This window comes from Cognatilysobacter tabacisoli (assembly GCF_003586305.1).
Classification (GTDB): Bacteria; Pseudomonadota; Gammaproteobacteria; order Xanthomonadales; family Xanthomonadaceae; genus Cognatilysobacter_A; species Cognatilysobacter_A tabacisoli.
On record NZ_QXJI01000004.1, the window covers coordinates 47,621 to 68,785 of the forward strand.

The 21,165-nt window shown below is 73.3% G+C and carries 16 protein-coding genes and 1 pseudogene; 7 read left to right on the plus strand and 10 right to left on the minus strand.

The features are described from left to right. Positions 1–38: 38 nt before the first annotated feature. The 3 genes from D3A60_RS12725 to D3A60_RS12735 are packed head-to-tail and all read right to left on the minus strand — an operon-like array spanning position 39 to position 3,449. Positions 39–416 carry a PH domain-containing protein gene (locus D3A60_RS12725; RefSeq protein ID WP_119719152.1) on the minus strand — a complete coding sequence of 126 codons (378 nt, stop codon included), beginning with the start codon at positions 414–416 and terminating at the stop codon, positions 39–41. Between the two features lie 38 nt (positions 417–454). Then, entirely contained in the window at positions 455–1,363 is a 909-nt protein-coding gene (locus tag D3A60_RS12730) for a complex I NDUFA9 subunit family protein (protein ID WP_119719153.1), read from the minus strand. 10 nt (positions 1,364–1,373) lie between these two features. After that, positions 1,374–3,449 (minus strand): lytic transglycosylase domain-containing protein, encoded by a 2,076-nt coding sequence (locus tag D3A60_RS12735; protein WP_119719400.1) that lies wholly within the window; start codon positions 3,447–3,449, stop codon positions 1,374–1,376. A gap of 154 nt (positions 3,450–3,603) precedes the next feature. Between D3A60_RS12735 and D3A60_RS12740 the strand changes: the two genes are divergently transcribed. Together D3A60_RS12740 and D3A60_RS12745 are read left to right on the plus strand one after the other, a co-directional pair. Continuing rightward, complete coding sequence (locus tag D3A60_RS12740) at positions 3,604–4,401, plus strand: sulfite exporter TauE/SafE family protein (RefSeq protein ID WP_119719154.1); 798 nt, start codon at positions 3,604–3,606, stop codon at positions 4,399–4,401. Positions 4,402–4,615: 214 nt separating this feature from the next. Further along, positions 4,616–7,519, plus strand: a complete 2,904-nt coding sequence (locus tag D3A60_RS12745) for a TonB-dependent receptor domain-containing protein (protein ID WP_119719155.1) — start codon at positions 4,616–4,618, stop codon at positions 7,517–7,519. Positions 7,520–7,699: 180 nt separating this feature from the next. Here D3A60_RS12745 and D3A60_RS12750 read toward each other — a convergent pair. The 4 genes and pseudogenes from D3A60_RS12750 to D3A60_RS12765 form a co-directional block, all read right to left on the minus strand. Beyond that, positions 7,700–8,442: pseudogene (locus tag D3A60_RS12750) on the minus strand (endonuclease/exonuclease/phosphatase family protein). 55 nt (positions 8,443–8,497) lie between these two features. After that, the gene (locus tag D3A60_RS12755) at positions 8,498–9,283 is read right to left on the minus strand and encodes a thiol:disulfide interchange protein DsbA/DsbL (protein WP_119719156.1); all 786 of its coding nucleotides are present in this window, start codon (positions 9,281–9,283) and stop codon (positions 8,498–8,500) included. Between the two features lie 114 nt (positions 9,284–9,397). Then, a complete protein-coding gene (locus D3A60_RS12760) occupies positions 9,398–10,057 on the minus strand; it encodes a thiol:disulfide interchange protein DsbA/DsbL (protein WP_119719157.1) in 660 nt (219 codons plus the stop codon). A gap of 128 nt (positions 10,058–10,185) precedes the next feature. Next, positions 10,186–11,088 (minus strand): c-type cytochrome, encoded by a 903-nt coding sequence (locus D3A60_RS12765; protein ID WP_119719158.1) that lies wholly within the window; start codon positions 11,086–11,088, stop codon positions 10,186–10,188. A gap of 160 nt (positions 11,089–11,248) precedes the next feature. Here D3A60_RS12765 and yihA point away from each other — a divergent pair, with 160 nt between their 5' ends. Next, entirely contained in the window at positions 11,249–11,848 is a 600-nt protein-coding gene (gene yihA / locus D3A60_RS12770; protein ID WP_119719159.1) for a ribosome biogenesis GTP-binding protein YihA/YsxC, read from the plus strand. A 12-nt stretch (positions 11,849–11,860) separates the two neighbouring features. On the opposite strand, the gene D3A60_RS12775 is transcribed toward yihA, so the two are convergent. Continuing rightward, positions 11,861–12,556 (minus strand): VIT1/CCC1 transporter family protein, encoded by a 696-nt coding sequence (locus D3A60_RS12775; protein WP_119719401.1) that lies wholly within the window; start codon positions 12,554–12,556, stop codon positions 11,861–11,863. A gap of 208 nt (positions 12,557–12,764) precedes the next feature. Between D3A60_RS12775 and D3A60_RS12780 the strand changes: the two genes are divergently transcribed. Continuing rightward, entirely contained in the window at positions 12,765–14,156 is a 1,392-nt protein-coding gene (locus D3A60_RS12780; RefSeq protein WP_231120516.1) for a glutamate--cysteine ligase, read from the plus strand. Between the two features lie 35 nt (positions 14,157–14,191). Here D3A60_RS12780 and D3A60_RS12785 read toward each other — a convergent pair whose 3' ends face one another. Together D3A60_RS12785 and D3A60_RS12790 are read right to left on the minus strand one after the other, a co-directional pair. Then, the gene (locus D3A60_RS12785) at positions 14,192–15,841 is read right to left on the minus strand and encodes a hypothetical protein (RefSeq protein WP_119719160.1); all 1,650 of its coding nucleotides are present in this window, start codon (positions 15,839–15,841) and stop codon (positions 14,192–14,194) included. Between the two features lie 92 nt (positions 15,842–15,933). Continuing rightward, complete coding sequence (locus D3A60_RS12790; RefSeq protein ID WP_119719161.1) at positions 15,934–16,641, minus strand: Dph6-related ATP pyrophosphatase; 708 nt, start codon at positions 16,639–16,641, stop codon at positions 15,934–15,936. A 148-nt stretch (positions 16,642–16,789) separates the two neighbouring features. Here D3A60_RS12790 and ppc point away from each other — a divergent pair, with 148 nt between their 5' ends. The 3 genes from ppc (at position 16,790) to D3A60_RS12805 (ending at position 21,159) form a co-directional block, all read left to right on the plus strand. Continuing rightward, positions 16,790–19,573 (plus strand): phosphoenolpyruvate carboxylase, encoded by a 2,784-nt coding sequence (ppc, locus tag D3A60_RS12795; RefSeq protein WP_119719162.1) that lies wholly within the window; start codon positions 16,790–16,792, stop codon positions 19,571–19,573. A gap of 142 nt (positions 19,574–19,715) precedes the next feature. Continuing rightward, a complete protein-coding gene (gene frmR / locus D3A60_RS12800) occupies positions 19,716–19,991 on the plus strand; it encodes a formaldehyde-responsive transcriptional repressor FrmR (RefSeq protein WP_119719163.1) in 276 nt (91 codons plus the stop codon). 58 nt (positions 19,992–20,049) lie between these two features. Beyond that, the gene (locus D3A60_RS12805) at positions 20,050–21,159 is read left to right on the plus strand and encodes an S-(hydroxymethyl)glutathione dehydrogenase/class III alcohol dehydrogenase (RefSeq protein WP_119719164.1); all 1,110 of its coding nucleotides are present in this window, start codon (positions 20,050–20,052) and stop codon (positions 21,157–21,159) included. Positions 21,160–21,165 lie beyond the last annotated feature (6 nt).

The following is a 21,165-nucleotide window of genomic DNA, read 5'->3' on the forward strand; positions in this document are numbered from 1 at the left end:
TCGCGGCCGCGCCGCACGACCTTGCCGAACGTGGCCGCTCAGCGCGGCGCGTACTGCGCCAGCAGCGCGATGATGTCCTCGGCGCCGGCGTTGCGCCCGAGCGCGCGCGCGATCGGCGCGGCCTGGCCCGACACCCACACGCGCAGCTCGGCCTCCAGGTCGAAATGCCCGGCCGTCTCCAGCGCGAACATCGCGATGCTGCGGTACGGCACGCTGAGGAACTCGCTCTTGCGCCCGGTCACGCCCTGCTTGTCGACGAAGATCAGCCGGCGGTCGGTGAACACGATCAGGTCGCGGATTTCGCCGAACGCGCGCTGCACGGTCTCGCCCGGCGCCAGCAGCGGGCCGAGCGCCTCGTTGACCTGGTCGGTGGACTTCTCGCCGGCGTGGCCGAGCAGGGTGTCGAGCAGTCCCATGGCGATCTCCGGAAGGTCGGGCGGTGCGGGGGTGGCGGCTACGCGTCGCGGGCGATGCCGAGGATCTCGGGCAGCTTCGGCAGCACCGGGGTCGGCGTCAGGCCGAGCTTCGGCAGGCCGTTGTCGGCGCTGGTCGAGTCCAGCTGCAGCGAGCGCCAGTTGTCGCGGCTGATCGGCTTGCCCGGCAGGTGCTCGCCGACCTCGGCCTGCAGCTTGCCCAGGCCGGGCGGCAGCGGGATCACGAAGCGCGTGCGCCGGCGCGCGCGCGCGGTGAAGCGCACGATCTCGGCCAGCGACATCGTGTCCGGGCCGACCAGGTCGTAGACCTGGCCGATGGTCTTGTCGTCGACCAGCGCGCGTGCGAACGCGTCGGCGACGTCGCCGACCCACACCGGCTGGAACTTCGCGTCGGCGCGGCCGATCGGCAGCACCGGGGCGAGTTTCAGCAGCCCGTCGAAGCGGCAGAACAGGCCGTCGCCCGGCCCGGCGATCACCGACGGGCGGAAGATCGTCCAGTCCAGCTGCGACGCGCGCACGCGCTTGTCGGCTTCGCCGCGCGCCATCAGGTAGTGGCTGGCGCCGTCGGTCGCGTGCAGCGCGCTCATCTGCAGCAGCCGGCGCACGCGCATATCGCGCATCGCCTGGATCAGCGTTTCGGTCAGGCCGACGAACACCTGGCGGAAGCCGTCGCCGTCGTCGCCGCGCTCGTTGAGGATGCCGGTCAGGTTCACGACCGCGTCGGCGTCGTCGAGCACCGCGCGCAGGAACTGGCCGTCGGCGACGTCGCCTTCGATCACGCTCGCCCCGCGCGGCAGCTGCGCGCGGCGGCCGGCGTCGCCGCCGCGGCTGAGCACGGTCACGCGGTGGCCGTCGCCGAGCAGGCGCGCGGCTAGGTGGCGACCGACGAAGCCGGTGCCGCCGAGGATCAGGACGTGCTGTCGGGCCATGGGGTGTGCTTCAACGGCGGGTGGCGGGCCTGCCGGCGGCCGGCGCCGCCGCGGCGGGCGCGGTCGACGGCAGCGGGCAGCTGAAGCGCTTGCGCGGGCCATCGAGCCGGCCGCGCATGCGGTCGTCCAGTGTCACCGCGTCGCCGTTGAGGCGCCAGTCGTAGATCACGCTGAAGGCCAGCACCCGGGCGACGTAGTCGCGGGTTTCCTTGTAGCTGATCGTCTCGATCCAGAAGTCCGGGTCCATGCCCGGGCGCTGCGACTGCCAGCGGCCCAGCGGCGCGGGGCCGGCGTTGTAGCCGGCAATCGCGAAGTACGGCTGGCCGCCGTACTTGTCCATCAGCTGGCGCAGGTACGCGCTGCCGAGGGTGATGTTGGTGTCCGGGTCGTACAGGCTGTCGGCGCCGCCCCACGGCTGGCCGATCCCGCGCGCGACCTGGGCGCCGGTGGCGGGCAGGATCTGCATCAGCCCGAGCGCGTTCGCCGACGAGCGCGCGGTCGGGGTGAAGATGCTTTCGGCGCGGATCTCGGCCGCGACCCACGCCGGGTCGAGGCCATTGCGGCGCGCCTCGCGGCGGATGGTGTCGTCGTGGTGCAGCGGGAAGCGCAGCGGGTACAGGCGCAGTTCGTCCGGCCGCGGCTCGCCCGCCGGCGTCTTGCCAAGGGAGAACACGCCGCGGTCGAACCAGCCGTGCTGCTGCGCGACCTCGACGGCCATGCGCCGCTGCGCATCGTCGAAGCGCGCGAGCGCCTCGTCCCACTCGCGCACCGCCCAGCCGTTGCGCTGGATCCGGTACAGGCCGAGCGCGCGCACGATCGCCGGGTCGCGGGCGACCGCGGCCTTGGCTGCGGCGCTGTCGGCCGGCATCCACGGGCACAGCGCGTACGGCTGGTTCAGGCGGTCGGCGGCGAGGAAGCCGTGGAACTCGGGCTTGGTCGCGGCCTCGCGGTACAGCCGCTGCGCGGTCGCGCGGTCGCCGGCGCGCTCGGCCAGTCGCGCCTCGAAATACGTCCAGCGCGAGTCGGCGCGTTGCTTGGCGCCCATCCTGCGGATCGCGGCCAGCGCCGCCGGCCAGTCCGAGCGCGCCATCGCCTCGCGTGCGCGCCACTCGTGCAGGCGGTCGTCGTAGGACACGTCGGGTACGGCGTTGAGGCGGCGCGCGGAGTCCGGTTCGTACGACGCGACGGTCCACAGCGCGATCTCGTACAGCACGCGGCCGCGGTCCTGGTCGCCCATGCCGAGCGCCTGCGCGTACTGCGGCAGCTGCGCCTCGGCCGCCGCCGGCGCCGTCTTGGCCAGCTTGGCCAGCCCGTACGAGGCGATGCGGCGGCTGCGTTCGGTCTTCGGCCACGACAGCGCACGCGCATGCACCCCGTCGAGGAATGCGGCGTAGTCGTTGGCCAGCGCGGCGTCGTCGGGCGGCAGGCCGCGCGCGACGCTGCGGATCACCGCGGGCTGCCGCTCGGCGGCCGCCGCATCGATGCGTTCCCAGCGCAGCGCCGGGGTGAGACCGCCCGCCGCCGCCAGCGACGCGAACGTGGCGTCGCAGGTGGCCGACAGCGGCTTGCCGGCGCCGCGCCAGATCGCCTGCGCTTCGCCGATCCACGCCGCATCCGCCGGGGCCAGCGCGCGGCGCGCGTTGAGCTGGGCGCAGCGCAGCTCGGTCGACTTGATGCCCGGCCGCCACGCGGCCATCAGCGCCGCCCAGTCCTCGCGGCGCGACGCCGCGGCGAGCCACAGCTCGCGGAACGCGTCGCCGACGGCCTGGCGGTCGTGGCGCGCGAGGAAGGCCTCGGCGCGCGCGCGCGGCAGCGTGTCGATCTCGCGGCGCAGCGCGGCGTACTCGATCCAGCCGTAGAGCGGATGGCGGGTCAGGTCGGCGTTGGCGCCGGCGTCGAAGTCGCCACGCTCGGCCGCTTCGATCGCTGCGCGCACGCGCGGCAGTTGCGGGTCGGACGCGACCAGCGCGGTGGAGGTGGCGGGCGACTGCGCACGCGGCGACGACGGCACGCCCGTCTGCGCGAGCGCGCAGGGAGCGAAAGCGAACGTCAATGCGGCGAGTACGATGGCGTGGGGGCGGGTCATCGTCATGCGCCGGACTATAGCCCAGCGTCGATGAACGACCCGCGTGAAGAACGCCTGCCAGCGATGCGCCGCAATGCCCTGCGCGCCAAGCGCGGCGCGGGTTTGCGCACGGCGCGCGTGAAGGCGTGGCGCGTGCGGAGGCAGGAGTGGATCGATGATCGAGTGGCTGCTGTTCCTCGTGCTCGGCGCGATCGCCGGCGTGCTCGCCGGACTGCTCGGCGTCGGCGGCGGGCTCGTGCTCGTCGCCGCGCTGGCGTGGCTGCTGCCGCTGCTCGGTGTGCCCGCCGACGCGGCGATGCATGCCGCGCTCGCGAGCTCGCTGGCGAGCATCGTGCTGACCGCGGCGGCGTCGGCTCGCGCGCACGCCAAGCGCGGCAGCGTGCTGTGGCCGACGGTGGCGTGGATGGTGCCGGGGCTGCTGCTCGGCGGCTGGCTCGGCAGCGGCGTGGCGGTGCGTATCGACGGCGACGCGCTGCGCTGGATCGTCGCCGGCTACTGCGTGATCGCCGCGCTGCAGCTGCTGCTCGGCAAGGGCCGCGAGGGCCGGCCGGACGGACGCCCTGCGCCGAAGGGCCCGGGCATGGCCGCGGCCGGCGGCGTGATCGGAGCGGTGTCGGCCGTGGTCGGAATCGGCGGCGGCAGCATGACGGTGCCGCTGCTGGTCTCGCGCGGCGTCGCACCGGTGCGCGCGGTCGGGACCTCGTCCGCGTGCGGCGTGGCGATCGGGCTGGCCAGCGCGGTCGGCTACGCGCTGCATGCGCCGGCGGGCGCGCTGCCGGAGCACGCCGTCGGCTACGTCTACCTGCCGGCGGCGATCGGCGTGGCGATGGCGTCGGTGCTCGCCGCGCCGTTCGGCACCCGCCTCGCGCACCGGCTGCACGGCGACACCCTCAAGCGCGTGTTCGCGCTGTTCCTGCTCGCGGTCGCCGCCAGCCTCGCGTCCGGCGGCTGAGCCGCCCCCGCGCCCGGTCTAGCCGGGGCTGCGGGTCGACGCACCACCCGCCAAGGACCGCCCGGCGGGTCTCCCCGAACTGTGCCGAATGCCGCGCGGACCTTTGCCGCTTGTGGCCGCTTCACAATTTGTTTACAACCCGGTGACGCCGCTGGACAGGGGCTGCGGCGCGTGCGATCGCCCTAAAAACGACAATTCTTCACGGAGAGATGCAATGAACGTGCTGCGCCGCAAGACCCTGGCGAAAGCCATCCAGCTGTCGCTGCTGATCAGCCTGCCCGGCCTTGCCGCCGCGCAGGACGCCCCGGCCCCCGCCGCGGCCAACCCGCAGGCGACCACCCTCGACACCGTCACCGTCACCGGCAGCCGCATCAAGAAGGCCGAGGTCGAAGGCCAGGTGCCCGTGCGCACGCTGTCGCGCGAGGACATCGAGCGCACCGGCCTGACGTCGATCGGCGACGTCGTCCAGCAGATCACCGGTTCGGGCTCGGGCTTCAATCGCACGCGCAACGCCTCCGGCAACGACGGCTTCCCGTCCGACGGCGGCGGCACCGGCGCCGGCTCGACCACGGTCGACCTGCGCAACCTCGGCACCAAGCGCGTCCTCGTGCTGGTCGACGGCATGCGCTGGGTCAACGAATCCTCGGCCTCGGGCGTCGGCGCGGCGGTCGACCTCAACACCATCCCGCTCGCGATCGTCGAGCGCATCGAGGTCCTCGAAGACGGCGCCTCGTCGCTGTACGGTTCCGATGCGATCGCCGGCGTGGTCAACGTGATCACCCGCCGCAACTTCGACGGCGCGCAGATCACCCTCAACTACGGCCAGTACGAGCCGGGCGACGGCCAGTCCACCGGCGTCGACCTGGCCTGGGGCGGCCTGAGTGATCGCGCCAGCTGGTTCGTCGGCGCCAGCTACTACGACCAGGAGGAAGTCGCCTCCAAGGACCGCGCGCGCACCCGCGATCCGGTGTTCGGCACGGGCCTGGCGCTGGGCAGCTCGCGCGTGCCGGGCGGCCGCTTCCGCTTCGTCGACCCGCGCAACGGCGGGGCCTACGACCTGGTCACCGACCCGACCCTGAGCAACCCGACCTACACGCCGGGCCTGCCGAACTGCACGTCCGCCGGCGCCGACCGCGCCGACGGTTTCCGCTGCTGGCTCGCCTCGCGCGACGCGTTCAACTACGCGCCGTTCAACCTCACGCAGACGCCGTCCGAGCGCGCCGGCCTGTTCGGCCAGTTCCGCTTCGACGTCGCCGAGAACGTCAACTGGTATGCGCGCGCGCTGGTCAATCGCCGCGAGTCGCTGAACCAGGCCGCGCCGGAGCCGATCGACCTCGGGCCGGGCAGCGGCACCGCGTTCGCGTCGAACGTCGTCATCCCGGTGAACCACCCGTTCAATCCGTTCGGGTTCCAGCTCGATTCGAGCAACATCCTGACGATCCGCCGCCGCCCGACCGAAGGCGGTCCGCGCCTGTTCGGCCAGCAGGTCGACACGACGTACTTCGGCACCGGCCTGGAAGGTGCGTTCGACGTCGGCGCGCGCAGCTGGTTCTGGGACGTCAACGCGTCGTACAGCACCAACGAGGCCGAGCAGGAGAACCGCGGCAGCTACAACATCAAGAACATCGTCACCGCGCTCGGCGATCCGGCCGTGTGCGCCGCGACGGCCGGCTGCACGCCGCTGGACATCTTCGGCTTCAACACGATCACCCAGGAGATGCTGGCCTACATCAGCCCGGTGTTCCGGGACCGCAGCGAGAACACGCTGACCCAGGCGACGGCCAACCTGTCCGGTGACCTGTTCGACGGCTGGGCCGGCGCGGTGTCGTTCGCGACCGGCTACGAGTACCGCAAGTACGAAGGCTCCTACGATCCCGACCCGCAGACCGTGCGCGGCGAGTACAACGGCGTGCCGTCGCTGCCGACCAGCGGCGAGTACGACGTCAACGAGGTGTTCGTCGAGCTCAACGTGCCGCTGATGGCCGACTCGAGCTGGGGCAAGAAGCTCGAGCTCAACGTCGCCGGCCGCTACTCGGACTACTCGACCTTCGGCGGCGAGTTCGTGCCGAAGTACGGCCTGCGCTGGCAGGTGGCCGACGAGCTGATGCTGCGCGGCACGTTCGCCGAGGGCTTCCGCGCCCCGTCGATCGGCGAGCTGTACGGCCTGGGCACCCGCTTCGACGCGAACATCGTCGACCCGTGCCTCGGGTCGAACTACGCCGCCAACGCGGCCAACTGCGCGGCGCTGGGCGTCGCCCCGGGCCAGCCGCAGTTCGACCCGCAGATCAGCGTGGAGACCGGCGGCGTGGAAACGCTGGAGCCGGAGCGCTCGCAGAGCTTCTCGCTCGGCTTCGTCTGGACGCCGTCGCTGTTCGAGAACTCCGCCGTCGCGCGCCGCGTCGACATCGAGGGCACGTTCTACAAGCACCGCATCGAAGGCGCGATCCAGGCGCCGGATCCGCAGACCCAGCTCAACCTGTGCGTGCAGACGCTCGATCCGCAGTACTGCAACGGCATCGTCCGCAACGGCGCGACCGACCAGATCGAGTCGTTCTCGAACTTCCTGGCCAACTTCAACGTCATCAAGACGGACGGCTGGGACTTCGACGTGTTCTGGACGCTGCCGGAGAGCTCGCTGGGCGACTTCAAGGTCAGCTGGCAGAACTCGTGGGTCGGCAACTACGAGGCCGTCGGCGGCGACGGGTCGCGCCAGCCGCTCGCGGTCGGGCTGCTGGTCAGCGATCCGGTCACCCGCTCGATCCCGAAGTGGCAGTCCACCGGCACGCTGGAGTGGAACCTCAACAACTGGTCGGCCGCCTGGACCGCGCGCCACATCAGCGACCTCGTCGAGTCGTGCGGTGACGCCGCCGACTTCCCGATCTGCCGCAACAACCCGGCGCCGGGCCTGAACCGCCTGGGCAGCACGACGTTCCACGACGTGCAGGTCGGCTACAAGTTCGACTGGATGAAGGGCCTGCAGCTGCTGGTGGGCGCCAACAACGTGTTCGGCAAGGATCCGCCGGTGTGCCTGTCGTGCAACCTCAACAGCTTCGACGGGTCGACGTACGACCTGCCGGGCGGCGGCTTCTACTACGTGCGCGCCGACCTGCGGTTCTGATCGGGCGGCACTGGTCGGGCCGCTCTGATCGGGCGGCCCTGATCGGTCGGTTCTGATCGGTCGGTTCTGATCGGAGATTCCCGCGAGTAGACGAACGGCCGGTGGTCCTCCACCGGCCGTTCTCTTTTGTGCGAAGCGAGGCGCGGCGCGGGCACTCGCCCGGCCGCACGGTAACGGCGGCTACTGCAGCGCGGCGTCCGGCACGTCGAGCTGCAGCGACAGCGCCAGGTGGTCCGACAGCGCGGCCGGCATCGCCTTCATCTCCGAGCAGCGCAGGCCGTCGCCGATCAGGATGTGATCGATCGCGCGCTGAGGGCGCCAGCTCGGGAACGTCGGCACCACGTGCGACGGCGGCTGCAGCCGGGTGCGGTTGAACAGCGACTGCATCTCCGGCCGGTCGATCGCGCAGTTGAAGTCGCCCATCAGCACCGCGTTCGGGTGGTCGTGCAGCAGCTCGGCGATGAAGCTCAGCTGCGACGCGCGCGAGCCGGCACCGAGCGACAGGTGAGGTGCGCGACCGCGATCAGCAGGCCGGCGTCGCCGTCGCCGAAGCGTGCCATCAGCACGCCGCGGCCCTTGACCCGGCCCGGCAGCGAGTGGTCGATGACCTCGCGCGGCTCCAGCCGGCTCAGCAGGCCGTTGGCGCTGGACGCGACGCCGCCGACGCGGCGGTTCGGCTGGTGGGTCCAGTAATCGAAGCCGCCGCGCTGGGCGAGGTAGTGGGTCTGGTTGGTGAAGCCCGAGCGCAGGCTGCCCGGGTCGCTCTCGTTGAGGCCGACGATGTCGTGCTGGCCGGCGAGCTGCGCGATCAGGTCGAGGCTGCCGCGCTTGTTGCCGGCCGGCAGCACGTGCGACCAGCTGCGCGCGACGTAGTCGCTGTAGCCGCGCGTGCTGGAGCCGGCCTGGATGTTGGCGCTGAGCAGGCGAAGCCGGCGGCTGTCCTTCACGGGGGCGTTCGCGCTGCGGGCCGGCCGCCGGTCAGTTGCCGGCCGCCGCGCGCTCCTGGGCGACCAGGTGGTCGGTGATGCGCAGGTTGTCTTCGAGCGTCTTGCCGGTCACGCGGTACTTGCCGTTGACGACCAGCGTCGGGGTCGAGTCGACGCCGCTGCGGGTGATGAAGGCTTCGGCGCGCTTGAGCTTGGCGTCGACCGCGAAGCTCGACATGGTGCTGGCGAACTGCTGCGCGTCGGCACCGTGCTTGGCGTAGAACGCGGCGATCTGCTCGTTGGTCGGCACCGGCTGCACCGGCAGGCTGCGCTCGACGTGGATCGCGCGGAACATTGCGTCGTGGGTCTTCGACGCCAGGCCGAGCGTCTGCGCGGCGTAGTAGGCGCGCGCATACGGGGTCCAGTAGCCGCCGAACGGCGCCGCGACCGGGGTGAAGCGCACGTCGGCTGTCTGCTTGGCGCGCCACGCGTTGACCAGCGGCTCGAACGAGGCGCAGTGCGGGCAGGTGTAGCCGAACACCTCGACGACCTCGACCTGGCCGGCGGTCGGTTCGAGCGGCTGGCCGCCGGCGATCTCGACGTAATCGGTGCCGGCGACCGGGGCCGGGCCCTGCGGCGGGGTCGCCGTCGCGGCCGGGACGATCTCGGCCGGGGCGGGCGTCGCCGCGGTCGCGGCGTCGGCGGCCGGGGCGGCCGGGGTGGCGGTCGGCGCCGCCGGGGTGGCGGCGGTCGGGGCGGCGTCCTGCTGGCCCGTGCAGGCGGCGAGCGGCAGCAGGAGGGCGAACAGCAGGGCGGTCAGGGCCGGGCGATGCGTCATCGGAGAGGCTCCAGTGGGATGGGGTGTCGGGGGCGGCGCCGGGGCGCGCCCGCGCTTCGTGGCCGCCGAGGATACCGGCGGCGGCCGCAGCGCGGCGTGTGCGCGCGTCGCGCTTCAGCGACCGCGGCGGACGGCGCGCTCGCGCGCGACCAGCTGGCCGGCGACGCGCAAGGTGTCGTCGAGGGTCCGCGCGGTGACCCGGTACTTGCCGTTGATCACCAGCGTCGGCGTGCCGTCGACCCCGCTGCGCAGCGCGAACTCGCGCGCCGGCAGCAGTTTGGCGCCGGTCGCGTCCGACGCCATCGCCTGGCGCATCGCCGCGGCGTCGAGGCCGAGCGTGCCGTGGAACGCGGCAAGCTCGTCGATCGTCGGGTTGCGCGGCAGGGTGCGGTCATCGTGGATCGCGCGGAACGTCGCGGCGTGGGTCTTGGCCAGCGCGCCCTTGGCCTCCGCGGCGAAGTACGCGCGGGCCAGCGGATCGGCCGGGCTGCCGGGCAGCGGCAGGTAGGTGACGCGCACGTCCTTGGGCTGCTTGGCCTTCCATGCTTCGAGCTTGGGCGCGAAGTTGGCGCAGTGGTGGCACCAGTAGCCGAACACCTCAACCACTTCGATCTTGCCGGCCAGCGGCGCCAGCGGCTGGCCGTCGGCGATCAGCGCGTAGTCGACGCCCTCGACCGGCGCGGCGGCCGGCTGCGACGCGGCGGGCAGCGCCGCGGCGATCAGCGCGATCGCCATCACGAAGGACGGCAGGGGGCGGCGCAGGGACAGGCTCATCGGCGGCGGTTCCAGTCAGCGGTCGGGGCGGGGGCCGGATACGACAGCGCCGACCGCGTGGGGCACGGTCGGCGCTGCGTTGGAGCGTGGATCAAGCGTCAAGTGCGACCGCGCGCGGCGGCCGAAGTTCACGGCGTCGTGGCGTCCGGCGCGTCCGGGGTCGCGGTGGCCTCGGCGCCGGCGTCGGCGTCGGTCGCCGGCGCGGCCGGCTCGGTGGGAGCCGCTGCCGGCGCCGGAGCCGCGGCGGGTGCGGCGGCCGGGGCGACCGCGGCCACGTCGACGGCCGGGCGCGTGTGCAGGCCCTGCAGGTAGCTCGACAGCGAGCCGATCTCTTCGTCGGTCAACTGCTTGGCGACCGCGGCCATGACGTTGTACAGCGTCGGGTCCTTCAGCGTGGTCGTGCCGGCGCGGTACTCCTCGAGGCGGCGCTGGCTGTAGCCGGCTTGCTGGCCGGCGATCGCCGGGTAGGCCGGGCCCGGGTTGCCGGCGCCGTTCGGACCGTGGCAGGCCATGCAGGCCGGGATGCCGCGGGCCTTGTCGCCGGCGCGGAACAGGGTTTCGCCGACTTCGTAGAACTTCTTGCCGGCGTTCGGGCCGCTGGCGATCGCGCTGTCGTCGGCGACGCCGGCACCGGCCTTCTGGGTGGCGTAGTAAGCGCCGATGTCGCGCATGTCCTGCGCGCTCAGGGCCTGCGCGAACGGGTACATCACCGCGGCCATGCCGGTGTTGCGCTCGCCGCTCTTGAACAGCGCCAGCTGCTGGGCGATGTAGCGCTCGCTCTGGCCGGCGATGCGCGGGTACTGCGGATCGACCGAGTTGCCGTCCAGGCCGTGGCACGCGGCACAGGCGCCGGCCTTGGTCGCGCCGGCCTTGGCGTCGCCCCACACCACCGTCTCCGGCTTCGCGTCCAGCGGCACGGCTTCGACCGGCGCGGCCTCCGGCAGCGGCGTGACCGTGGTCTGGGCGAAGGCAACGGCGGCGACCGCAAGGGCGGCGATACCGACGAGGCCGTAGACGCGGGCGTGGCGCATGAGCAGGGCTCCGAACACTGAATGAGTCGATGGGGCAAACGGGGGGACGCCGCGCGGAACGGGCCCCGGAACCTTGGAATTATCGTCGCCCGGCCCCGGACGGGTCAACGCGGGCCCCCGCGCGGCCGGGCGCACAGGCGCGGCATGCGATGCTAGCGCGATGGCCAGCCCCCTGATCCGCGCCCACTACCTGATGTCGGCGCACAACCCGCGCCAGCTGCCGCCCGACGGCGGCTTCGAGGTCGCCTTCGCCGGCCGCTCGAACGCCGGCAAGTCCAGCGCGCTGAACGCGATCTGCCAGCAGAACGCGCTGGCCAAGGTCTCCAAGACCCCCGGCCGCACCCAGCAGCTGGTGTTCTTCGAGGTCGAGCCCGAGCGCTGCCTCGTCGATCTGCCCGGCTACGGCTACGCCAAGGTGCCCAAGGACCTGCAGGCGCACTGGCAGTCGTTCATCGACAGCTACTTCCGCACCCGCGAGGCGCTCAAGGGCCTGGTCGTGGTGATGGACATCCGCCACCCGCTGAAGGACTACGACCGGCAGATGCTGGCGTACGCGGTCGAGCGGGGCCTGCCGGCGCACGCGATCCTGACCAAGGCCGACAAGTTCGGCCGCGGCCAGCAGACCCAGGCGCTGATGGCGGTGCGGCGCGAGTTGCAGTCCGCTTATGGCGACACCGTCAGCGTGCAGACGTTCTCGGGCGAGTCCAAGCAGGGCGTGGACGAAGCGCGCGCGGTCATCGAGGGCTGGCTGGGCTACTGAGCCTGCGCGCGGCTAGACCTGCACGCCGAACAGCTTGCCGACGGCGGCCGCGGCCGCCATCGCCAGCGCGCCCCAGAACACCACCCGCAGCGCGCCGCGCAGCACCGGCGCGCCGCCGGCCCAGGCGGCGAGCGCCCCGGAGGCGAGCAGCGCGAGCAGGGTGACGACCGCGGTGGCCAGCTGCAGCTGGGCGGCCGGCGCCAGCAGCACCGCGCCGACTGGCAGCAGCGAGCCGACCGCGAACGCGGCCGCCGACGCCAGCGCCGCCTGCAGTGGCCGAGCGCGCAGCGCCTCGGTGATGCCGAGCTCGTCGCGCGCGTGCGTGGCGAGCGCGTCGTGCGCGGTCATCTGCGCGGCGACCTGGCGAGCCAGCGCGGGATCGAGGCCGCGTCGCTCGTAGATGCCGGCCAGCTCGGCCAGTTCGCTGTCGGGATCGGTCGCCAGCTCGCGCGTCTCGCGCGCGACGTCCGCCCGCTCGGTGTCGGCCTGCGACTGCACCGATACGTACTCGCCCGCCGCCATCGACATCGCGCCGGCGACGACGCCGGCCACGCCGGTCATCAGCACCGTGCGTGGTTCGGCGCCGCTCGCCGCAACGCCGACGACCAGGCCGGCCACCGACACGATGCCGTCGTTCGCGCCAAGCACGGCGGCGCGCAGCCAGCCGACGCGCTCGGCGCGGTGGTCCTCGGCATGCCATCGACGCATCGGAGTTCTCCTGCGAGGTGGACTCCTCCCATGGTGCGCCCGCCACCGCGCATGTGCACATACCGTGTCCGGTGGACGTACAGCGTTGCAGCGCCGGCGTTGTCCGGTCATCGCAGCGGACTACACTGCCGGCTCCCCGGCACCGACGCAGCGCGGCCGCCGTCCGGCCGCGCCGCCAGCGCGCGGCAACCCCCATCCCGAGGTGTGCGTGTCCGGTCCCAGCCAGGTCAAGGATGTTCCGATCGAGACCGGCGCCGCCGGCCGCGCGCAGCTGGTCGAGTACCTCGTCTCCGGCCAGCGCCCGCGCGCCGACTGGATGATCGGCACCGAGCACGAGAAGTTCGGCTTCCGGACCTCCGACCTGCGCCCGCCGGCGTTCGACGGCGAGCGCGGCATCGAGGCCGTGCTGAAGGGCCTGACGCAGTTCGGCTGGGCGCCGGTCGAGGAATCGGTCGACGGCAATCCGGCGCGGGTCATCGCGCTGACCCGCGGCATGGCGTCGGTATCGCTCGAGCCGGCCGGCCAGCTCGAGCTGTCCGGCGCGCCGCTGGCGACGCTGCACGAAACCTGCTGCGAGGCGTCGACGCACCTCACCGAAGTGCGCGCCGTCGCCGAGCCGATGGGGCTGGGCTTCCTCGGCATGGGCTTCCAGCCGAAGTGGCGCCGCGACGAGATGCCGTGGATGCCGAAGGGCCGCTACAAGATCATGCGCGAGTACATGCCGAAGGTCGGTTCGCTCGGCCTCGACATGATGACCCGCACCAGCACCGTGCAGGTCAACCTCGACGTCGCGTCCGAAGCGGACATGGTCAAGAAGTTCCGCGTGTCGCTGGCGCTGCAGCCGATCGCGACCGCGCTGTTCGCCGACTCGCCGTTCACTGAGGGCAAGCCGAACGGCTACCTGAGCTACCGCTCGCACATCTGGACCGACACCGACGCCGACCGCACCGGCCTGCTCGACTTCGTGTTCGAGGACGGCTTCGGCTACGAGCGCTACACCGACTACCTGCTCGACGTGCCGATGTACTTCGTCTACCGCGACGGCCGCTACATCGACGCGTCCGGCCAGTCGTTCCGCGACTACCTCGACGGCCGACTGCCCGCGTACCCGGGCCATCGGCCGACGCTGAAGGACTGGGCCGACCACACCACCACCGCGTTCCCGGAAGTGCGGCTGAAGAAGTACCTGGAGATGCGCGGCGCCGATTCGGGGCCGTGGAACCGCATCTGCGCGCTGTCGGCGTTCTGGGTCGGCCTGCTGTACGACGACGCGGCGCTCGACGCGGCGTGGGACCTGGTCCGCGACTTCACCCTCGCCGAGCGCCACGCGCTGCGCGACGGGGTGCCGCGGCATGCGTTCAAGCTGCCGTTCCGCGGCGGCACCGTGCTCGACCTGTCGCGGCGCGCGCTGGAGATCGCAGCGCACGGCCTGCAGCGCCGCGCGATCCTCAACGGCAACGGCGCCGACGAGTCGGTCTACCTGGTGCCGCTGATGGAGTTCGTCGAGGCCGGCATCACCCCGGCCGAACGCAAGCTCGAGCTGTTCCACGGCGCGTGGAACGGCAGCGTCGACCCGGTGTTCACCGAATTCGCGTACTGAGCGACGCGACCGCGCGACGCGCGGCGCGCGGTGCGCTAGAACCGCGACGCCACCAGCGGCGTGTCCGCCCACTGCCACGCGGTGGCCTGGCGTCGCTGGGTGTCGATCGCGCCGGCGCGGTCGCCGAGGGCGCGCTGCGCGCGCGCCAGCCCAGCCAGCGACCAGCCGTTCTCGGGAAGCGTCGCCAGGTCCTCGCGGTACACCGCGGCGGCCTCGGCCGGGCGCCCGGCCGCGAGCAGCGCCTCGCCGAGGTAGGGCCGCACCGGCAGCGGCCAGTCGGCCGGCTCGGTGTAGTTCAGCGCGTCCTCGGCCGTCGCGGCGGCGCGCAGCGCGGCCAGGCCGGCCGCGGTGTCGCCGCGCGCGAGCGCGAGCTCGCCGCGCAGCATCGGCTCGGCCACCGCGAGCACGCCTTCGGCGGTGTTGACGCCGAACACGGTCTTCGCGATCGCCGGATCCGCGCGCAGCGCCTGCAGCGCGGCCAGCTCCGACGCGGCCGCGTCGAGCTGCCGCGCGCGCACGTCGGCCATCCCGCGGGCGAAGTGCCACACCGCGCGCGGATAGGGCTGCGTCGCCGGCGCCGCGGCCTGCGCGCGGATCGCATCCCACTGGCCGAACCGCACCTGCGTGTACAGCGGCGCGACGACGAACTGCTGCATGAAGGCGAGCGTGTCGAGCTGCTGGAGGTCGGCGCGCCGCGCGGTCTGTTCGGCCGCGCGCGTGGCCAGCGTGCGCGAGCCGTGCAGCCCGGCCGACAGCGCGGCGAAGTGCCAGTTGTGCGGCACGTAGCCCAGCGGGTAGACGCCGTTGGTGCCGCGGCACACCGCGAGGAAGGCCTCGTCGGCCGTGCTGGCGGCGAAGTTGGCCAGCGTCGCGTCGTGGTAGCGCCCGGTGCGCAGGTAGACGTGCGCGGGCATGTGCACCAGGTGGCCGGAGCCGGGCGCGAGTTCGGCCAGCCGGTCGGCGTGCACCGTCGCGCGCCCCGGCGTGCGCGAGGCCTCGACCGCGTGGATGTAGTAGTGGATCGCGCCGATGTGCCGCGGGTTGCGCGCGAGCACGCCCTCGAGCGCGGCGACGATCTGCGGCGTGCGCCCGGTCGGCTCGCCGTCGCGCGACCAGTACGACCACGGCGCCAGGTCCATCATCGCCTCGGCATACAGCGCGCCGATGTCGTCGTCCTCGGGGAAGCGGCGGGCGGCCTCGGCCATCGCGTCGGCGTAGGCGACGTCGAGCGGCGTACGGTCGGCGGGCGCGGGATCGGCATAGCGCGCGACCAGCGCTCGGATCAGCGCGTGGTCGGCCGGGCGGGCGCTGCCCGACAGCGCCTCGGCGCGGCGCGCCAGCCGCGTCGCCTCCGGCGCGAGCGCGGCGTCCATCGGCAGGTTGATGTTCGGCCCGAGCACCAGCGCCTGGCCCCACACGCACATCGCGCAGGCCGGATCGAGCCGCGCGGCCTCGGCGAAAGCGCGGCCGGCGGCCTCGTGGTTGAAGCCGTACGCCAGCCGCAGGCCCTGGTCGAAATACCGCTGCGCGGCCGGGACCGGCGTGCCGATGTCGCGCTGCAGGCTGCCGAACGTCTCGAACAGCGGCGGCGAGGACGCGCTGCGCGGTTCCTGCGGGGGCGCGGCGCAGGCGGCCAGGGCCAGGCCTGCCGCGACGGCAACGAGGACGCTCGAGGGGGATTTCACGACGGGGCTCCGCGGACCGATCGCCCGGGGGGGGCATCTACCGGGGCGAACGCCAACGCGGGCCGCGGCAGGCCACGCGCGGGATCACCGCCTCAGGTGAGGACGTGGCGCGCGATGCGGAACCGGCCGGCTTCGGTGGTCGCACCGGCCGCCGCCACGGAGAGCGGCGCCGACAGCATCGGCCCGTCGACGACCAGCGTGTGGAACTCGCCGTTCTCGCCACACGGGTCCACCCCGTCCGGCAGAGCGGCGAGCAGCGCGCGGTCGAACGCGCGACCGGCAAACGCCGGGTCGAGGCGCGTCGTGTCGACGCTGCTGATCAGCGCGCGCAGCCCGCCGTCGATCATCTTCTGCGCGAGCGCGGCGGTGTCGCGGCCGAACAGCGGGAAGTGCGCGGTCCAGCCCAGCCGCGCGCACAGCGCCGTCCGCCAGTCGCGGATGTCGGCCAGGAACAGGTCGCCGAACGCGACGTCGGCCAGCCCTGGCACCAGCGCGCGCGCCTGCGCCAGGCCGACGGCGAACGCGTCGGTGTAGGCGTCGTTGCCGGCGCCGGCGGGCAGCGGCACGGTCACCAGCGGGCGGCCGGTCAGCGCCGCCTGCGCGCGCAGCACCGCGCCGTCGATGCCCTGCATCGGGACGTGCCCGTCGCCGGCGTCGACGGTCGTCAGCAGCGCGACGACCTCGACGTCGGCGCGCGCGTCGAGCTCGTGCAGCGCCCACGCCGAGTCCTTGCCGCCGCTCCACGACAGCAGGATCGGCGTGCGCGGTGGCGTGGCGGTGCTGTCGGCGACGGTGGCCATCGGCTCGCGACGCTAGCACGTGGCGCCGCCGGCGCCGGCCGCGACGCCCGCTCGCCGCGGCGCTTCACCGCGGGCTAGCGGGCGCAGGCCGATCGTTGCAGACGCAACTTCCGCGTGGCCATTTGTTGCAGTGCGGTAGGCTCCGCGCATGGGCCCCCTCGACCTCCCCGTGACCCCTTCCGATCCCGCTGCCACTGCCCATCCGATCGCCGCGGGCGAGGCCTCGCCGCGCGCGCTCGACCGCGACGCCACCGACGCGCTGCTGCGCGAGGACGTCAAGCGCCTCGGCACCCTGGTCGGCGAGATCCTCGCCGAGCAGCGCGGCGCGCGCTTCCTCGACGAGGTCGAACGCGTGCGCCGCGCGGCGATCCAGCGGCGCGAGTCCGGCGCGCCGGTCGAGGACCTCGCGCAGGCGCTGGCCGGGGTCGAGCTAGAGCATGCCAGCGACCTCGTCCGCGCGTTCGCGACCTACTTCCAGGCGGTCAACCTTGCCGAGCGCGTGCACCGCATCCGCCGCCGCCGCGAGCACGAGCGCGGCAACCACGGTGCCCAGCCCGGCGGCCTGCGCGACGTGCTCGGCGCGCTCGCGGCCGACGGCGTGCCGGCCGGCGAACTCGCCGCGCTGCTGCCGCGGCTGTCGATCGAGCCGGTGTTCACCGCACACCCGACCGAGGCCGTGCGCCGCGCGCTGCTCGACAAGGAAGCGCAGATGGTCCGCTGCCTGGTCGACGACATCGACCGCACGCGCACGCCGCCGGAGCGCCGGGCCGATGCCGAGCGCATCCGCTTCGCGCTGACCGCCGGCTGGCAGACCGCCGAGGCGTCGCCGGTGCGGCCGAGCGTCGCCGACGAGTTCGAGCACGTCAGCTTCTACCTGTCCGACGTGCTGTACCGGGTGCTGCCGGTCTACCACGAGATCTTCGAGGACGCGCTGCGCGAGGCCTATGCCGGCGCGGTGCCCGCGCAGGGCGACGTGCTGCGCTTCGGCAGCTGGGTCGGCGGCGACATGGACGGCAACCCGAACGTCGGCGCCGACACGATCGCGCACACGCTGGCCGGCCAGCGCGCGCAGGTGCTGGCCGCGTACCGGCGCGACCTGCGCCAGCTCGCGGAACTGCTGACCCAGTCGCTGACGCGGGTGCGCGTGTCGGGCGCAGTGCTCGCGCGGATCGAGGAGTACCGCGCGCTGCTGCCGAAGGCATCGGCGCGACTGAAGCCGCGCCACGCCGACATGCCGTACCGCACCCTGCTGGCGCTCGCGTCGGCGCGGCTCGGCGCCACCGAGCGCGACGAGGACGCTGCGTACCCGGATGCGGACGCGTTCGTCGCCGACCTGGTGCTGGTCGAGGCCAGCCTGCGCGAGCACCACGGCGAGCACGCCGGCGCGTTCGCGGTGCGCCGCCTGCTGCGGCGCGCGCGCTGCTTCGGCTTTCACCTCGCCACACTCGACCTGCGCCAGGACTCGGGTACCCACGACGCCGCGCTCGCCGCGCTGCTCGACGACCCGGACTGGGCGTCGCGGCCGGCGGACGCGCGCGCCGCGCGGCTGCACGCGCTTCTGGCTTCGCCCGCTTCGCCGCCGGCGGGGACGGACGCGCCGCCGCTGCAGTCCACGCTCGCGGTGTTCGCCACCGTCGCGCAGCTGCGCCCGCGCTATGGCGAGCGCGCGTTCGGGCCCTACATCGTGTCGATGAGCCGCAGCGCGGCAGACGCGCTCGCAGTGCTGGCGCTGGCCCGGGTCGGCGGCTGCGCCGACCGTGCCGGTCGCGTGCCGCTCGACGTCGCGCCGCTGTTCGAAACCGTCGACGACCTCGATGCGGCCGCCGACACGCTGCGCGCGCTGTTCGCCGACCCGGTCTACCGCGCGCACCTCGCCGCGCGCGGCGACCGCCAGGTGGTGATGCTCGGCTACTCCGACAGCGCCAAGGACGGCGGGCTGATCGCGTCGCGCTGGTCGCTGCAGCGCACGCAGGTCGCGCTGACCGCGCTCGCGCAGGAAAGCAGCGTGCGGATCGCGTTCTTCCACGGCCGCGGCGGCTCGATCAGCCGCGGCGGCAGCAAGACCGAGCGCGCGGTGATCGCCGCGCCGCGCGGCTCGGTGGACGGCAGCCTGCGCCTCACCGAGCAGGGCGAGGTGATCCACCGCAAGTACGGCATCCGCGCGATCGCGCTGCGCAACCTGGAGCAGGCGACCGGCGCGGTGCTGCGCGCCTCGCTGCGGCCGCGCCCGCCGGAGCCGCGCGAGGACGGTTGGCGCGCGCTGGCGACGGCGCTCGCGCTCGATTCGCGCGCGCACTACCGCGCGCTGGTCCATGAGCACCCGGAGTTCCCGGCCTACTTCCGCGCGGCGACGCCGATCGACGTGATCGAACGGCTGCGGATCGGCTCGCGCCCGGCCAAGCGCGGCGGCGCCGGCGACGTGCAGTCGCTGCGCGCGATCCCGTGGGTGTTCGCGTGGTCGCAGAACCGCTCCGGCCTGACCGCGTGGTACGGCGTCGGCACCGCGCTCGCCGGCGCGCTTGAGCGCCACGGCCGCGACGCGCTCGCCGAGATGGCGCGCGACTGGGCGTGGTTCGGCACCCTGGTAGACGACGTCGAGATGGTGCTTGCCAAGTCAGACCCCGACATCTTCGCGCGCTACTCGCGGCTGGCCGGGCCGCTGCATCCGCGGTTTCACCCGGGGCTGGCCGACGAGTTCGCGCGGACCCGCGACGCGGTGCTGGCGATCAAGGGCAGCGCCGAACTGCTCGACGGCGACCCTCGGCTGCGCCAGTCGATCCGACTGCGCAACCCGTACGTCGATCCGATCAGCGTGCTGCAGGTCGACCTGCTCGCGCGCTGGCGCGCGGCCGACCGCCCCGACGGCGCGCTACTGGACTCGCTGATCGCCACCGTCAACGGCATCGCCGCGGGCGTGCAGAACACCGGCTGATCCCGGCGCGGCGCGCCCGCGCCGCCGACGCCGCTGCGGAGCGCCTGTCGTCATTCCCTTGGGGCGGCCCGATTCGCTGCGCCAAGCACGGCTGCGCATCGCTCATATACTATGGCCCAGTATAGGTCGCCGGGCCGCCGCGATGCCGCACACCCCGCAGGAAAAGAAGCGCGTGCTCACACGCGTCCGCCGCATCCGCGGCCAGGCCGACGCGCTTGGACGCGCGCTCGAGGCCGGCGCCGACTGCGGCGCGGTGCTGCAGCAGATCGCGGCGATCCGCGGCGCGGTCAACGGCCTGATGGCCGAAGTGATGGAGGCGCACATCCGCGAGGAGTTCGGCCAGCCCGCGACGACCGACCGACAGCGCGCCGCGCGCGTGCGCGAGATGACCGCGCTGGTGCGCTCGTACCTGAAGTGACTGCGCCGCGCGGGGCGCAACCCCACCGTCCACCCGATTCCACTTGCAGGAGCATTCCATGAAGAGTCGCGCCGCCGTTGCCTTCGCCGCCGGCCAGCCGCTGCAGATCGTCGAGATCGACGTCGAGCCGCCGCGCAAGGGCGAAGTGCTGGTCCGCATCACCCACACCGGCGTCTGCCACACCGATGCGTTCACGCTCAGCGGCGAGGACCCGGAAGGCCTGTTCCCGGTCGTGCTCGGGCACGAAGGCGCGGGCATCGTGGTGGAGGTCGGCGAGGGCGTCACCAGCGTGCAGCCCGGCGACCACGTGATCCCGCTGTACACCGCCGAGTGCGGCCAGTGCCTGTTCTGCACCAGCGGCAAGACCAACCTGTGCGTCGCCGTGCGCGCGACCCAGGGCAAGGGCGTGATGCCCGACGGCAGCTCGCGCTTCTCGTACAACGGCCAGCCGCTGTACCACTACATGGGCTGCTCCACGTTCAGCGAATACACCGTCGTCGCCGAGGTCTCGCTGGCCAAGGTCAACCCGGACGCGAACCCCGAGCACGTGTGCCTGCTCGGCTGCGGCGTCACCACCGGCATCGGGGCCGTGCACAACACCGCCAAGGTGCAGGCGGGCGATTCAGTCGCCGTGTTCGGCCTCGGCGGCATCGGCCTGGCGGTGATCCAGGGCGCGCGCCAGGCCAAGGCGGGGCGGATCATCGCGGTCGACACCAACCCGGGCAAGTTCGAGCTCGCGCGGCAGATGGGCGCGACCGACTGCGTCAATCCGAAGGACCACGACCGGCCGATCCAGCAGGTGATCGTCGAGATGACCGGCTGGGGCGTCGACCACTCGTTCGAGTGCATCGGCAATGTCCACGTGATGCGCGCCGCGCTCGAGTGCGCGCACCGCGGCTGGGGCCAGTCGGTGATCATCGGCGTGGCCGGCGCCGGCCAGGAGATCTCGACGCGGCCGTTCCAGCTGGTCACCGGGCGCAAGTGGATGGGCACCGCGTTCGGCGGGGTCAAGGGGCGCTCGCAGCTGCCCGGCATGGTCGAGGACGCGATGCGCGGCGACATCGAGCTGGCGCCGTTCGTGACCCACACGATGCCGCTGGACGGCATCAACGAGGCCTTCGACCTGATGCACGAAGGCAAGTCGATCCGTTCGGTCATCCACTACTGAGGCCGG